The sequence below is a fragment of the Cuneatibacter sp. NSJ-177 genome (assembly GCF_022867805.1).
Taxonomy (GTDB): Bacteria; Bacillota; Clostridia; order Lachnospirales; family Lachnospiraceae; genus Pseudolachnospira.
The window spans coordinates 23,088-36,566 of record NZ_JALIFO010000007.1; the positions used below are offsets into that span (position 1 = coordinate 23,088).

Genomic DNA, 13,479 nt, shown 5'->3' on the forward strand with positions numbered 1-13,479 from the left:
TATGGCAACGACACAGAAGATTCGCAATGACATTGCGAAAACCAAAGAAAAGATTGCGGAGCAGCAGAAACGCCTTCGTGCGCTGGAGGCCCAGCTTGCGGAGGAAGAAAATCTGGAAATCGTCCGCATGGTGAAAGCCGTGAAGATGGACAACAAGGAACTGACCGCCTTCCTGAAAGCCTATGCCAGCGGTATGATCTCCCTGCCGGAAGGTATGCTGCAGGAGGGCAACACCGAGAATGAGGAAACGGAGGGATACGAGGATGAAGCATAACTTTATGACAAAAATGGTATCGGCTCTTTTGGCGGTGGTGCTCAGCACTGCCGCTTTTTCTATCACCGCCTTTGCCAGCGGCGGCGAGGAAAGCACGGAGTCCGTGGCTGAACAGGAAACGGCTGGGGATGTCTCTGATCTGCTTTCCGCTTTGGCAGGCAGCCAGGTCACGGTATCCGTCACCGAGGACGGTATCCAGTTCAGTTCCGGCGAAAATGACTCCGGGCAGACCGGCACCGTCACCACGGGCGGCGGCAATCTAAATGTCCGCACTGGCGCCGGAATGGATTATACCGCCTTCACCCAGCTTCCTAACGGAACGACCGTGAAGGTGATCGGCACGGACGGCGACTGGCTGAAGGTCATCCTGCCGGAAAAGGTCGGCTATGTCTATTCCGGCTACATGACGGTAAGTGACGGCGAGGCTGGTCCCGGAGAAGGTTCTTTCTCTCTGGATGCGGAAACACTGGAAAATCTGCTGGGGATGCTGGGCGGTGGTTTGAATGACGGTGCCGCCCTGACGCCGGACGGGAACCTTTCGCTGATTGACGATATCGGCAGTCCGACCGCCAGCGGCAAGCAGTTTATTACAGTGGAAACGAAGAACGGCAATGTGTTCTATCTCATTATCGACCGTGACGACGAGGGCGAGGAAACCGTGCATTTTCTGAATCAGGTGGATGAAGCCGACCTCATGGCACTCACGGAGGATGGAGAAAAGGCGGAAACACCTATTGTCTGCACCTGTACGGAAAAGTGCCAGGCCGGAGCGGTCAACACTGCTTGCCCGGTCTGCGTAAAAAACCTTAGTGAATGTGTTGGCACAGAACAGAAAGCTGCGGAGCCCACCGAACCGCAGAATCCGGAACCCGAAAAGAAAAGCAATACCGGGGCGATCCTGGCGGTGCTGCTGATCCTTGCAGCCGGAGGCGGTACGGCGGTCTATTTCCTGGTGCTGAAACCGAAGCAGGGAAAGAAAGTTCCCGCTGATCTGGATGATTTCGACCTGGAAGATGAAGAAGAATATCTGACCGAGGACAAGGAAACGGAGGAAAATAATGAGTAAACTGATTATCGCAGAAAAACCGAGTGTGGCAAAATCTATCGCATCGGCCCTGGGTGCTTCATCCAGGGCCGACGGCTTTTATGAGGGCAATGGCCTTCTTGTATCCTGGTGCGTGGGGCACTTGGTATCCCCGATGGATGCGGGCGGCTATGACGAGCGTTTCAAGAAATGGCGTTATGACGATCTTCCCATTCTGCCGGAGCCGTTCCGCTATGTGCTGGCACCGGGCAAGGAGGATGCTTTTGAAAATCTCCGTGCCCTGATGAACCGCCCCGATGTGGATACCATTGTCAATGCCTGTGACGCCGGGCGTGAAGGTGAGCTGATCTTCCGACTGGTGTATGAAATGACCGGATGCCGCAAGCCGGTCCTTCGCCTCTGGATTTCCTCGATGGAGGACAGCGCTATCCGAGAGGGCTTTTCTGACCTGCGCCCCGGCGCCGATTATGAAGCCCTGTATCAATCCGCCCTCTGCCGCCAGAAAGCGGATTGGCTGGTGGGGATCAACGCCACGCGCCTTTTCTCCGTTTTCTATCACCGCACCCTGAATGTGGGCCGTGTTCAGACCCCCACACTGGCAATGCTGGCGGAGCGTGACGCGAAGATCACGCTGTTCCACAAAGAAAAATATCATCTGCTGCGCCTGACGCTGGATGGAGCCGAAGCAGTGTCGGAGAAATTCACTGATCCGGCGAAGGCGGAACAGGCAGCGGCCATGTGCAAGGGTGCGGCCGTCACCTGTACTTCCGTCACGAAGGAGCAGAAGAAGGAACAGCCGCCGAAGCTCTATGATCTTACCACCTTGCAGCGGGAGGCGAACCGCCTGTTCGGATACACGGCGAAGCAGACCCTTGACTACGCCCAGAGCCTCTACGAAAAGAAGCTGCTGACCTATCCCCGCACGGACAGCCGGTATCTGACCTCCGACATGACGGAAACAGCCTCCTGCGTCATCCATCTGGCGGCGAAGGTGCCGCCCTTTGACGGGATCAGCAACTTCTTCCCGCTGGTGGAGGCCATGAGCTCCGACAAGGATGTATCTGACCACCATGCTATCATCCCGACTATGGAGATTGAAAAAGCGGATATCAAGGCTCTGCCTCTGGGTGAGCGCAATTTGTTCCTCCTTGTCTGCTGCAAGCTGCTGTGTGCGTCGGCGGAGCCGTATGTGTATGAGGCAGTCACGGCAACTTTCGACTGCGGCGGCCATTCCTTTACCGCAAAGGGTAAGCGCATCCTCTCCGAAGGCTGGCGGGAGATCGACCGCATTTTCCGTGCCTCCCTGAAAGAAAGACCTGCGGACGGGGACGGCGGCACGCTCCCGGACTTCACCGAAGGGCAGACTTTTGACGGCGCGGAGGTTTCCGTCACCGAGCATTTCACCCAGCCGCCGAAGCCTTACACCGAAGATACCCTCCTGTCCGCTATGGAGAACGCAGGCAAGGATGATATTCCCGATGAGGCGGAGCGAAAAGGTCTTGGCACGCCTGCGACCAGGGCGGCCATCATCGAGAAGCTGGTGGCAGCCGGATTTGTGGAACGCAAGGGCAAGAGCCTGATCCCCACAAAAGCCGGTATCAACCTTGTCACGGTTCTGCCGGAGCCGCTGACCTCTCCCATGCTGACAGCGAAATGGGAACAGAAATTGACGGAGATCGCAAAGGGCGGCACTGACCCGGATACCTTTATGGACGGTATCCGCACGATGGTTCAAGAGATCGTGTCCACCTATTCCTGCATTTCCGAGGACGGCAAAAAGCTGTTTGCCCCGGAGAAGGAAGTGATCGGTACCTGCCCCCGCTGCGGCCAGCCGATCTATGAAGGTAAAAAGAATTTTGCGTGTTCGGATCGGTCCTGCGGTTTTGTCCTCTGGAAAAATGACCGCTTCTGGATGAGCCGCAAGAAGGAGCTGACAAAGAAGATGGCAACGGACCTTCTGAAAAAGGGTCGCACCAATGTCAAGGGAATGTGGTCTGAAAAGAAACAGGCCACTTATGACGCTGCGGTGATCCTGAATGACACGGGCGGCAAGTACATCAATTTTAAGCTGGAATTTCCGAAAAGAAAGGTTGGTGCTGATGGCAGAAAATAAGACTTTAGAACATTTACCCGAAGTGAGGGCGGCGGTGGCTGCCCTCTCCCCGGAGGACCGGGAGGTGCTGGCGGCGGTGCAGGCATCGCCCTTCAAGCTGACAGCGCCGGAGCAGTTCAAGGAGTTTGCGGACAACATCGACTATTTCGTATTTGAGCCCAATATCCACGATCTGAACGATCTGGGCTGGCGGTATCTGGCACAGCACATGGATATGCTGCTGCCCCCGGAACTTCTGAAAGCGATCGACCCTGTTCCTTTTGGCAAGTACGCCATGCAGGAGGAACAGGGCCATTTTACGGAACACGGATATATTTCTCTTTCCGGCGACGAGTGGGTGCATGAACGCCCTGCGGAGCCGGAGAAAAAGCCCTCCATCCGGGAACGGCTGGAACAGGGCAAAAAGGAATGTGCGGAGAAAAACAAGGCGCAGCCCCATAAGGAAAAGTCTGTGCCGGAACTGTAAGGAGGTGCTGATATGCCATATTACGATCACGACAAGGATTATCCCTTTGCCGCCTTTATCACCAATCTTGGAAAGTACAATGAGGGCGAGCTTGTGGGCGAGTGGGTGAAGTTTCCCACCACCGCCGAGGAACTGAAAGAAGTGTTCAAGCGTATTGGGATCGGCCAGAAGGATGACTTCGGACAGCCCTATGAAGAATGGTTCATCACGGACTATGACTGCTATGTGGATGGTCTTTACAGCAAGCTGGGCGAATACGAAAGTCTGGACGAGCTGAATTATCTGGCGTCGAAGCTGGAGGAAATGAGCGAAAGCGAATACGCACAGTTTCAGGCCGGTATGGAAATGGGCGACCATTGCGGCAGCCTGCAGGAGATCATCAACCTCACCGAGAATCTGGATTGCTATGAGGTTTACCCCGATATCCATGACTATGACGATCTGGGCCGCTATTACATCGAAGAACTGGACGTTATGCAGGTGCCAGAGCATTTGCAGAATTACATCGACTATGAGGCCTACGGCCGGGACGTTGCGTTGGAGGAAAACGGCACCTTCACGGATCAGGGCTATGTGCGTGATACGGGTGACAGTTTCCATGAGTATTACGACGGTGAGCGCGGCAGCATCCCCGACGAATACCGGGTGATGGCCTTCCAGGACGATCTTCCCGAAGAAGAAAAATCCGAGTGGGCTATGGATATCGCCTTTGACATGGACGAGTTTTTCCGTCAGAACGATCCGCAGTATGCGGCGGAGCACCCGGAGACACACGCCGCAAAGGAAGAACTGTATGAAAATCTGATGGCCGGACGCATTTCCGCACTGGATGAAAAGCTGGCGGCGCTGGGGCAGACGCAGGAGGACTATCTTCCCTCGGAGATCGAAAAATTCAAGGACGCCACGGGCTATGAGGAATTTCTTGATTTTGACCCGGCGGAGGTCAAGGCAGCTTTGGAGGACCCGGAGAAGTCCCATGCGGATGAAATGCTGTCCGCTGCGGAAAGGGCTGCCTCGGAAAAGATGACTGTGCTTGTAGTGGAACCTATGAAGGAACCCTATGTGAAGGAGATCGACCCCGATCTTCATTCCCTGCAGGCGGAGGTCGGCGGAGACATTGGCGCAACTTATCCCTATTCTGACCCGGTGGCGCTGGTTTGCAATGATGAAGGAAAGCTCATCGGGCTTGACCTGAACCGTGGGCTGCGGGATGAAAATGGAAAAATTTATGATATCGTAGCAGGGACTTTCCTGGTGGTTGGACTTGGTGAGGAAGATTTTGCCTCCCTGTCCCCGGAACTAATCCAGAAATACACGGAACAGTTCAAAACGCCGGAACGATTTATGCAGATCAATGGCAATATCGTTGTTCTCCCTGTCCCGGCAGAGAAGCAAGACCTCGCTTATCTGCCAGACCGTTTTGAAACTGGCGAACGTGTGCAGACACCGAGGGGCAGCTTTCAGGTGACGGCTATGAGCCGGGAGCAGATGGAGGCAGCCGGTTATGGTGTCCACCATATTTCCGATGATGGAAAGTATCTTATCATGGGAAACGGTACACGGGCCTTTGCCGTGGCAGCGGAGCAGCCGGAAAAGGACAATCCTCTCCGCACCGCTGAAATGACGCTGGAGGATGACTACGGCATGATCGACGGCGTTATCAACAACGGCAGACGTGGCGAAGAATTGGAAAAAGCCCAGGAGTACGCAGAACGGACAACGCCGGAGAAGCCTTCCATCCGTGATCGGTTAGAGGACGCAAAACGGGAGTGTGCCGAGCATAAGCCACCGGAGGGCAAGAAGCCCGGTCGTGATGTGCCGGAGCATGACTGCCTATGAGCCGAAGCAAGAAGTGGCGGCTGGAATGGGCGTTCTTCCTGGGCGAGAACGGCAGGCGGCAGTATAACCATATCTGCAAAAAATGTGTTCACGGTTGCAAGCAGAGTTTCCGGGTATGTCTGGTCGCTTGCCCGCATTACAGTTCCAAACGGTCTAAAATCTGTGAGGATAAGGGGGCGAAAAACGCAGAATAATTCCCTGTATTCGTATTTTCAAAGAGAGCCTTTATGATTTTTCATGTGTCGGTCTGCTTGCTGGCACATGAAGAAAAAAGCTTGATTTCAAACACTTTCTGTCACGCAAAACGGGAGTACAGCTTTTCGGTTCGTCCGATCGGCTGTACTCCCGCTTTTTCTTTTTAATCAAATTATTTGAACAGGGGTACAAACTGTACCTCAGTTAGAGAAGGATTTCCATAGTATTTTTTTAGGATTGGATAGGAAAGGATGGATAGCCGCCGTAGTAGGCGTTGTGGGAATGTGCGTAAACTGCCAGGATTGTGAGGCTGTGGGAAAGTTGTTTGCAGACCTGTGGGAAAAGGCTTGTCTTTTTCCATCAGGCTGTGAATGGCTTTTCCATCGGCACGAGCGGCAGTTTTCCATATTTCCATGACGCAAAAAAATCATCCAACGATCAGCCGGTACACTGTCAGCGGCACATACCACACTGCCACAATCAGCCGCCATGCCAGAACGAAACCGCCGATCACGCCGCCGATAATGAAGTTCAACGCAAACAGGGCGATCCCTCCACCCAGGGAGCCGCCGCCCGGCACGATCCAGAGACACATCCGATGAAGTCCAAACGGCAGCCCGCAGAGTATCCAGAGCCATACATAGTCAAGCTCTCCGTTCTTCATGCAGGCGGATTTGAAGATACAATACAGGATCAGCGCCACGATTACGGGCAGTACGCTTTTGAAGAAAAATGCTTTGATTGCTTCGCTTCTTGTCATCGGTAAAACCTCCTTCCGCAGTTCCATTATACAGGATGCCAGGAGCTACGCCCAGCGTCTTTTAGAGAAAATTATTCAAGTTCATGCCGCCGCTGTTGTTCCTGTTCCTTTGGAACGGCCAGCAGCGCATCCACATTTTGCTTGACGGTATCGTATTCCTGGGCTTCGGTTCTTGCGGTTTTGTACTCTGTAAGGAGCCGTTCCTTTTCTGCGTTGAGATTAGCAAGCTCCGTTTTCATGCTTTCCGTTGTCGGCAGCGGCACAGCCCCCAGCCGTTTCAATTCTCTGGCGGCCGCTTCAAAAAGGATGATCTCGCTCTCATGCCCCCGCAGAAACTTTTCTTTGTCATTTGATTTGCGGTATCGGTCATAAAGCGGCTTTAGCTGACGGTAAGTTCCGGCATGCTTCATCACAAGGGCAAGTTCGGCACTTCTGCTTTCTATCCGCTTGATCTCTGCATGAGCGGTATCCCTGCGTGCGGATACTGCGGTCAATTTGCTTTCCAGTTCTCCATAACTGCTTATCCCGTGTTCCGTCAGGAAATTCATGGTCTTGGCGGCCTGTTTCAGATTGTTCAGCTTCGCCCAATGGGTGAAGCCTGCACTCTGCTGTGCCTTGATGTTGTTCTGGATATCAATGAGCAGGCTGATCTTTCCGTTCCGCTGTTTCGGCTGGCGGGAAGGTCTGGAACGTCCGGCAATCCGGGCGGCAAGGGCTTCTTCGGTGTAGTCCACACCCAGGGTTTTCAGACGGGTGAATCGTTCCTGATCCGGCGCTCTGGCGGAGATATATTTGCCCCGCTTGATCTCATAGCCTTCTCTCTGCAGGCGACGAAGCAGTTCTTCTAAATCGGAACAGGCTGGCAGAAGCCGGTCAATGGCAGCTTTCAACTTTGCCTTATAGCTGGTGCCGTTCTGTGCAGCCTGATGTTCAATATAGCTCTTGCCCTTGTCCTGTCCGGGGATGATGACAGACAGACCGTGTTCCTTGCAAAGCCGGTCGGAGGTGCGGCGGATATAGTGATAACTCCGCTTGTTGGAATGATAGTGCTTGTGATCCGCAAAGCTGACCGCATTGAAAATCAGGTGGTTATGAACATGATCTTTGTCTATATGGGTGGTAAGTACAAATTCATACTTGCCGCCCAGGATTTCTTTTGCAAGCTCCATGCCGATCTCATGGGCCTGTTCCGGCGTAACCTCCCCAGGCTGAAAGGCTTGGATCAGGTGACGCCCCAGGTTCGTTCCCTTGTCGATGGCATGGCGGCGGGTCCAGGAAAATTCGATATCCGCAGTTTCGGCGGCACAGCCATAGGAAGAAACAAGCAGCTTTCCGTCCGTCTTTTCCGGGTTACAGATATAGTCAATGGCGGCTTTCAGCGTTGACTTGATAGGATGTGTCTTTGTAACTGCCATATCTCATCCAGCCTTTCCCGTATCTCGTCCATGTCGGCCTGATACGCAGGACCTCCGGCGTTGATCCGCTTGGCAATCTGGTTGATATTCCGACCAATGGCGGAAAGCTCTTTGGTAAATGCCTTGATATCTGCGGTGTCCGTATAGATGATATATCCGTCAATCGCCATCTTGCGGAGGTAAGCGCCATATCTGCGTGTGGGTAACTGGCTCATTTTTTCGTCTATGAGCCGTTTTTCGTCCTCCGTGACATAGAATTTTATTTGAATATTTCGCTTTCGGTTTGCCATGCGCCGCCTCCGTTCTTTATAAGGGTTTGGGACTATCCCAACAAGCAATTTTGAATTTTCGGGTAAGGGACCTGAAAATCTCAAAATTCGCAAGCGGGTACTCGCTTGCTGTGCTTGCTACCGTATCTTATCCCTACTTATAAAGCGTTGCGGAAGCCCCAAAATGCCCGCAAAATAAGAAAAACAGAGGATGTTCAGACACCCTCCGTTTCTTCATTCGGCTTTTCAATTTTTAAGGCCCCGTCAATGGCACCTTCCACGATAGGTAAATACTGTTCCGGGCAGAGCTTTAACTTCTGTCCGACCCGCTGACGCAGCTCGCTTTCCTCCCGCATAACCTCTGGATTGAAATACCGCTCCATCGGCAGACCGCAGATTCTTACAAGCTGAATGATGACCGGCAGGCTGGGGATCGTGCCCTCATTTTCGATGTTGGCAAGATACCTGGTATCAATGTTCACCTTTTCGGCTAAATCTTTTCGTGCAAGGTTCTTCGCCTTCCGTGCTTCTTTTACATCCGCACCGAAGGTTTCAAAGCCAGGGCAGTCTTTAACTTTTGCCATTCAACATCACCCATATACATTCTATATTTCATAGTTTGCACATGGAATGATGCTATATGCTCTTTGCCTACATTTTATAATTCCAAAATCCAAACATGTTTTGAGCATGATAAAAATAGACTTTCCTTTATGATTGTGCTAATATAGTATTGATTACTTATGACTAACTACGAAAGGGAGATGGTTTCCTAAATGCGGCTAATGGAAAACGCAGAAATTGCAAAGTTGGATGTTTTTGGAACTAAAGCAAAAATCATGGAAGAAAACGAAAATGAAACTAAGTACCAAATGCAATGCGATACGCCAAACGGATTTATGCACTGCTACCATCTATTTCCTGGTATTGATTTAGCATATTCAACTTTTGAGGCTTCCTCATGCCGTATGCGAAGTAGAGCGATGCCAAACATTTTAGAAATAGCATACTGTCGTGCCGGAAGATTTGAGTGTGAGTATAAGCATGGCTTTGTTACCTACTTGGGTGAAGGAGATTTCGCGGTTAGCCTTCTATCTCCCGAACGAGAACCACCAGAATTTCCGATTGGATATTACGATGGAGTTGCATTTATTATCGACTTAGATATAACCGGACTGATTTTTGAAAATGTTGTAGAGGGCGTTTCAATAAATCTGAAAGAATTGATAGACAAATTCTGTGACGGCCATTGTTGTTCGATTATTAAGACTCCTCCCAATCTGCGTCATGTGTTTCAAGAAATCTGTGAAGTACGAGATACAGCTCCTATGGGATACTTACGGTTAAAAGTATTGGAGAGTCTTTTTCTGCTTTCCCAGATGCTCCCGCAAGAGAATTTTGAGACTGCTGCATACTATTCCGCTAACCAAATCAAAAAGATTAAAGTACTAAAATGTGAGTTGGCAAACCAATTAGATAGCCGAGAAACATTGAAAAGTATTGCAGATAGATATGGGATGAGTCTTACCGCTTTGAAGGACTGTTTTAAGGCGGTCTACGGGAAACCAATCCACGCATTTCAACGTGAATATAAAATGCAGGCAGCTACCCAACTCTTAGTTACAACAAAGATGTCAATAGCGGAGATAGCTGGAATGGTCGGATACGAAAATCCCAATAAATTTTCCACTGCTTTTAAGGAGATCATAGGGCAATCTCCCAGCGAATACCGAAAGAGTAGAAATTGATTGGCTTTTTGGATAGATTGGGGCTTCTGGGAGTGGAGCAATAATTAAATATGAAGTATCATAAGCTTTGCGGTTAGACTTCTCTAACCGCAAAGCTTATTTTTTTAGGAGGGAAACAAATGAGCAAGGCAACAAGGCGATTTATTGTCAATAAAGTCCTTGAAATGCTGATAACGCTTGTTGTTGTCACGCTGATTTCTTTCCTGCTTGTGCGCCTATCGCCCATTGATCCGGCAGAAGCATATGCTCGCCGATCATTTGCAGCATTTAGCTTTACGGATGAGCAGATGGAGGCTCTGCGGGAAGATATGGGGCTCAATGATCCGCTGCCCGTACAGTATGTGACTTGGGTACGGGATGCACTCCATTTGGATTTTGGAAAATCCTTTGTAAGCGGGCAGCCAGTGTTTGAGAAAGTCACAACGGCTATTGGCATTACAGTAACGATTGTATTGATTTCAGCCGTTATTCAAGCAGTTTTCATTCTTCTATTCGGCTGTCTTTGTTATTTGACAAGAAAAAGAATGATTGGTCATGCACTGATTTTTCTGTGTATTGCAGGGGTGTCCATCCCATCCTTTTTCTTTGCCAGCACCTACCTTGATATTTTTGCTGTCAAGCTCGGCCTGACATCGGTGGCAGGAAACACAGGATTGATGCGATATCTCCCAGCCGCAGTCTGCATTGGTATTGGGTGTATTGCACTGTTTTCACCTATGCTGGCGAATAATATTCAAAAAGAAATGGAGCAGGATAGTGCTTTCTATGCTCGTTGCAGAGGCTTATCAGAAGGAAAAATCTTATTGCGATATGCACTCCCCAACGCAGTAGTAACACTTCTTCCCAGCTTTTGCCAGATGCTCGGGCTTTGTATGGCCGGCTCTGCGATTGTAGAGCGCGTGTTCTCATTACCAGGGCTTGGTTATTTGATTATCGACAGCGTGTTGTATCGGGATTCACCAGTTATCCACGCAACAATTCTGTTTCTTGCATTTTCGCTGGTAATGTTCAATATCCTTTCGGATATATTACGGCGGATTTTGCAACGGGACGCTTCTGCGAGAGAGGGGGCCAGACTATGAGCCGGACAAAACATATTCTCTCGTATTCAATCCCGATTGTAATATTGCTATTTTTCTTGTTTGGATCGTTCTTTGCACCCCACGATCCGACGGCCACAAATATTCGGGGTAAATATCTATCCAGCAGCGCAGAATATCCGTTTGGTACAGACGATTTTGGCCGTTGTGAGTTTTCACGCATTCTCGAAGGCGGGAAAATAACTTTAGGCATTGTGTTGGTAGGATCAGCTATTGTCATTTTGCTTGGTATCTTCTTTGGCATCTTGCTGGCAAAGACGGGACGCCGCAGAAATATTCTTGCAGAAAGTATTTTGAACGCAGTTACAGCGATTCCGCCTGTGGCTTATCTGATTATCTTTATTGGTATTTGGGGGAATAGTATCCCCACCATGTTAGTGGCACTGACGGCATCGCTGGTTCTTCGGATGATTAAGTTGGTTAAAACTTTGATTGAGGGTGAGTACGACAAAGCATACATCATGTGCGCGATTGCCTGCGGTGCAAGCAAAATGCGAATTATGCTGGTACATATCCTTCCCAATATTATCCGTGACGTTGTGCAATTTATTTGCCTTTCCTGTGCAGAAATGATTATTGCGATTTCCGGTTTCTCATTCATCGGTCTTTCTCTGGGTGATGATGTAATTGATTGGGGAGTTATGCTTTCCGATGCGAGGGCATTGGCTGGAACTCATCCGCAGTTGCTCTTTTACCCGATCTTCTTTATTTTTATCAGCTCCCTCTGTTTCAACTACTTAGGGAGGCTTTTGGAAAAGGAGGGGGCCTGATGCTTGAGATTAAAAATCTGACTGTGAAAGTAAAAAATGACACACCGATTTTAACCGATGTCTCATTATCTATTGATGAAGGGACTTGTATTGGACTGACTGGGGCTAGTGGCTCTGGAAAAACAACTTTGATTAAATCCATTATGGGCATGAACAGTGGTGATCTGGAGATCGCACAGGGGCAAATTCTCCTGGATGGAGATAATTTGCTGATACATGGTGTGAAAGAGCGCCGAGCGCTCTGCGGGAAGACGATTGGATTTATTCCACAAAACCCAATGACAGCGTTTTTCCCACACGCAAAGATGGAACGTCAGATTATTGAAACGCTCCGTATGCACACTGGTTTGGACAAGAAACAGGCTCATGCGCTTGCGGAAAATGTGCTGCGGCAAGTCAACCTGACCGATACAAAGCGAGTGCTAAGTGCATATCCTGGAGAGTTATCCGGTGGTATGCTCCAGCGGATTGCTATGGCACTGATTTTGGGGACGAAGCCTAAATATGTTCTGGCAGACGAGCCGACCAGTGCCCTTGATGAAGCAAATCGGGATTTACTGCTGGAGTTGCTGAGAAAATATCAAAAGACAGCAGCGATTTTATTCATCTCCCATGATACTGAGGCAATGAAAGCCCTATGCCCTATCACTCATGTGATGGAACGTGGCAAAATTATTGAAACGCAGGCAACTGAGCAGCTATTCATTCACCCGCAACAGCCATGGACTAAGCGCTTTGCCGAAGCTGCTTGCCACCGAGAGGAGGTGAATTGGAAATGGACCGCATTGAATTAGATAACCTCACCAGAACCTACTATGATGCGCAGGGGGAGACATTTTGTGCATTGGATCATGCCACTCTGATATGGGAGCAGGGTCATAGCATCGCCATTATGGGAGAAAGCGGCAGCGGAAAAAGCACCTTGGCTCGATTGATGATCGGATTGGAACGCCCATCTGAAGGACGCATCCTTATCAATGGCGTAGATACCACAAAATGGGGTTTGCGAGAATGGAGAAAATATCGTGGCAAGATTCAAGCGGTATTTCAGGATGCTGGCGGAACGCTAAATCCATCATGGAGTACATCCAAAAATGTGGAGGAAGCCCTTGTAAATCTGACTGATCTTTCTCCGTCACAGCGAAAAAACCGTATTGCTGAATTGATGGAACAAACCGGTTTATCCAAAAAACTCCTTGATACTCCGGTCCGAAGACTATCTGGCGGGGAACAGCGGCGGCTTGCATTACTGCGCTCCCTATCTATATCACCGGAATTTCTAATTCTGGACGAAGTAACCGCAGGTCTTGACTTGATTTCAACAGAAGCGGTCCTTCAACTTTTGGAGAAATACGAGCAGGAACATGACTGTGCCTATTTAGTCGTTACACATGACCTGCAAATCGCCTCGCGGCTCTGCGAGGTCATATATGAGATCGAACACGGCAAAATTACTAAAAAAGCCGTTCGATAAATATAAAATTA

The 13,479-nt window shown here is 50.0% G+C and carries 15 protein-coding genes; 11 read left to right on the forward strand and 4 right to left on the reverse strand.

The annotated features are described in order from the left end of the window. The first annotated feature begins 1 nt into the window (after window position 1). From MUB23_RS13875 to MUB23_RS13900, 6 genes are read left to right on the forward strand one after another with little or no spacing between them, the layout of a single operon-like run. Window positions 2-274 carry a DUF4315 family protein gene (locus tag MUB23_RS13875; protein WP_005541834.1) on the forward strand — a complete coding sequence of 91 codons (273 nt, stop codon included), beginning with the start codon at window positions 2-4 and terminating at the stop codon, window positions 272-274. Continuing rightward, window positions 264-1,340, forward strand: a complete 1,077-nt coding sequence (locus MUB23_RS13880; RefSeq protein WP_244801206.1) for a CD1107 family mobile element protein — start codon at window positions 264-266, stop codon at window positions 1,338-1,340. The genes MUB23_RS13875 and MUB23_RS13880 overlap by 11 nt, the downstream gene beginning before the upstream one ends. After that, window positions 1,330-3,432, forward strand: coding sequence for a type IA DNA topoisomerase (locus MUB23_RS13885; RefSeq protein ID WP_244801285.1), 2,103 nt, complete (start codon window positions 1,330-1,332; stop codon window positions 3,430-3,432). Before MUB23_RS13880 ends, MUB23_RS13885 begins: the two co-directional genes overlap by 11 nt. Next, complete coding sequence (locus MUB23_RS13890) at window positions 3,419-3,898, forward strand: hypothetical protein (protein WP_244801207.1); 480 nt, start codon at window positions 3,419-3,421, stop codon at window positions 3,896-3,898. Before MUB23_RS13885 ends, MUB23_RS13890 begins: the two co-directional genes overlap by 14 nt. A gap of 12 nt (window positions 3,899-3,910) precedes the next feature. Continuing rightward, a complete protein-coding gene (locus MUB23_RS13895; RefSeq protein ID WP_244801208.1) occupies window positions 3,911-5,737 on the forward strand; it encodes an antirestriction protein ArdA in 1,827 nt (608 codons plus the stop codon). After that, window positions 5,734-5,931, forward strand: a complete 198-nt coding sequence (locus MUB23_RS13900) for a hypothetical protein (protein ID WP_118285723.1) — start codon at window positions 5,734-5,736, stop codon at window positions 5,929-5,931. The genes MUB23_RS13895 and MUB23_RS13900 overlap by 4 nt, the downstream gene beginning before the upstream one ends. Before the next feature lie 428 nt (window positions 5,932-6,359). Here MUB23_RS13900 and MUB23_RS13905 read toward each other — a convergent pair whose 3' ends face one another. The 4 genes from MUB23_RS13905 to MUB23_RS13920 form a co-directional block, all read right to left on the reverse strand. After that, on the reverse strand, window positions 6,360-6,692 hold the full coding sequence (locus MUB23_RS13905) for a DUF6050 family protein (protein ID WP_117513598.1): 333 nt from the start codon (window positions 6,690-6,692) through the stop codon (window positions 6,360-6,362). A 71-nt stretch (window positions 6,693-6,763) separates the two neighbouring features. Then, the gene (locus MUB23_RS13910; protein ID WP_244801209.1) at window positions 6,764-8,107 is read right to left on the reverse strand and encodes a relaxase/mobilization nuclease domain-containing protein; all 1,344 of its coding nucleotides are present in this window, start codon (window positions 8,105-8,107) and stop codon (window positions 6,764-6,766) included. Beyond that, window positions 8,068-8,397 carry a MobC family plasmid mobilization relaxosome protein gene (locus MUB23_RS13915; RefSeq protein ID WP_021632164.1) on the reverse strand — a complete coding sequence of 110 codons (330 nt, stop codon included), beginning with the start codon at window positions 8,395-8,397 and terminating at the stop codon, window positions 8,068-8,070. The genes MUB23_RS13910 and MUB23_RS13915 overlap by 40 nt, the downstream gene beginning before the upstream one ends. A gap of 194 nt (window positions 8,398-8,591) precedes the next feature. Then, window positions 8,592-8,960 (reverse strand): helix-turn-helix transcriptional regulator, encoded by a 369-nt coding sequence (locus tag MUB23_RS13920; protein WP_117579787.1) that lies wholly within the window; start codon window positions 8,958-8,960, stop codon window positions 8,592-8,594. Between the two features lie 192 nt (window positions 8,961-9,152). On the opposite strand from MUB23_RS13920, the gene MUB23_RS13925 reads away from it, so the two are divergent. From MUB23_RS13925 to MUB23_RS13945, 5 genes are all read left to right on the forward strand, one after another. Next, window positions 9,153-10,124, forward strand: coding sequence for a helix-turn-helix domain-containing protein (locus tag MUB23_RS13925; protein WP_244801210.1), 972 nt, complete (start codon window positions 9,153-9,155; stop codon window positions 10,122-10,124). A 119-nt stretch (window positions 10,125-10,243) separates the two neighbouring features. After that, window positions 10,244-11,206: an ABC transporter permease gene (locus tag MUB23_RS13930; protein WP_244801211.1), complete on the forward strand. Its 963-nt coding sequence runs from the start codon at window positions 10,244-10,246 to the stop codon at window positions 11,204-11,206. Further along, window positions 11,203-11,994 (forward strand): ABC transporter permease, encoded by a 792-nt coding sequence (locus tag MUB23_RS13935; RefSeq protein ID WP_244801212.1) that lies wholly within the window; start codon window positions 11,203-11,205, stop codon window positions 11,992-11,994. The genes MUB23_RS13930 and MUB23_RS13935 overlap by 4 nt, the downstream gene beginning before the upstream one ends. Beyond that, entirely contained in the window at window positions 11,994-12,788 is a 795-nt protein-coding gene (locus tag MUB23_RS13940) for an ATP-binding cassette domain-containing protein (protein ID WP_244801213.1), read from the forward strand. The genes MUB23_RS13935 and MUB23_RS13940 overlap by 1 nt, the downstream gene beginning before the upstream one ends. After that, window positions 12,770-13,468, forward strand: a complete 699-nt coding sequence (locus MUB23_RS13945; RefSeq protein WP_244801214.1) for an ATP-binding cassette domain-containing protein — start codon at window positions 12,770-12,772, stop codon at window positions 13,466-13,468. The genes MUB23_RS13940 and MUB23_RS13945 overlap by 19 nt, the downstream gene beginning before the upstream one ends. Window positions 13,469-13,479: the final 11 nt, after the last annotated feature.

What these genes read in the sequence shown, in the direction of transcription:
- MUB23_RS13875 (WP_005541834.1), top strand. Translation starts at nt 2, where the DNA reads ATGGCAACGACACAGAAGATTCGCAATGACATTGCGAAAACCAAAGAA.
- MUB23_RS13880 (WP_244801206.1), top strand. Translation starts at nt 264, where the DNA reads ATGAAGCATAACTTTATGACAAAAATGGTATCGGCTCTTTTGGCGGTG.
- MUB23_RS13890 (WP_244801207.1), top strand. Translation starts at nt 3,419, where the DNA reads ATGGCAGAAAATAAGACTTTAGAACATTTACCCGAAGTGAGGGCGGCG.
- MUB23_RS13895 (WP_244801208.1), top strand. Translation starts at nt 3,911, where the DNA reads ATGCCATATTACGATCACGACAAGGATTATCCCTTTGCCGCCTTTATC.
- MUB23_RS13900 (WP_118285723.1), top strand. Translation starts at nt 5,734, where the DNA reads ATGAGCCGAAGCAAGAAGTGGCGGCTGGAATGGGCGTTCTTCCTGGGC.
- MUB23_RS13905 (WP_117513598.1), bottom strand. Translation starts at nt 6,692, where the DNA reads ATGACAAGAAGCGAAGCAATCAAAGCATTTTTCTTCAAAAGCGTACTG.
- MUB23_RS13910 (WP_244801209.1), bottom strand. Translation starts at nt 8,107, where the DNA reads ATGGCAGTTACAAAGACACATCCTATCAAGTCAACGCTGAAAGCCGCC.
- MUB23_RS13915 (WP_021632164.1), bottom strand. Translation starts at nt 8,397, where the DNA reads ATGGCAAACCGAAAGCGAAATATTCAAATAAAATTCTATGTCACGGAG.
- MUB23_RS13920 (WP_117579787.1), bottom strand. Translation starts at nt 8,960, where the DNA reads ATGGCAAAAGTTAAAGACTGCCCTGGCTTTGAAACCTTCGGTGCGGAT.
- MUB23_RS13925 (WP_244801210.1), top strand. Translation starts at nt 9,153, where the DNA reads ATGCGGCTAATGGAAAACGCAGAAATTGCAAAGTTGGATGTTTTTGGA.
- MUB23_RS13930 (WP_244801211.1), top strand. Translation starts at nt 10,244, where the DNA reads ATGAGCAAGGCAACAAGGCGATTTATTGTCAATAAAGTCCTTGAAATG.
- MUB23_RS13935 (WP_244801212.1), top strand. Translation starts at nt 11,203, where the DNA reads ATGAGCCGGACAAAACATATTCTCTCGTATTCAATCCCGATTGTAATA.
- MUB23_RS13940 (WP_244801213.1), top strand. Translation starts at nt 11,994, where the DNA reads ATGCTTGAGATTAAAAATCTGACTGTGAAAGTAAAAAATGACACACCG.
- MUB23_RS13945 (WP_244801214.1), top strand. Translation starts at nt 12,770, where the DNA reads ATGGACCGCATTGAATTAGATAACCTCACCAGAACCTACTATGATGCG.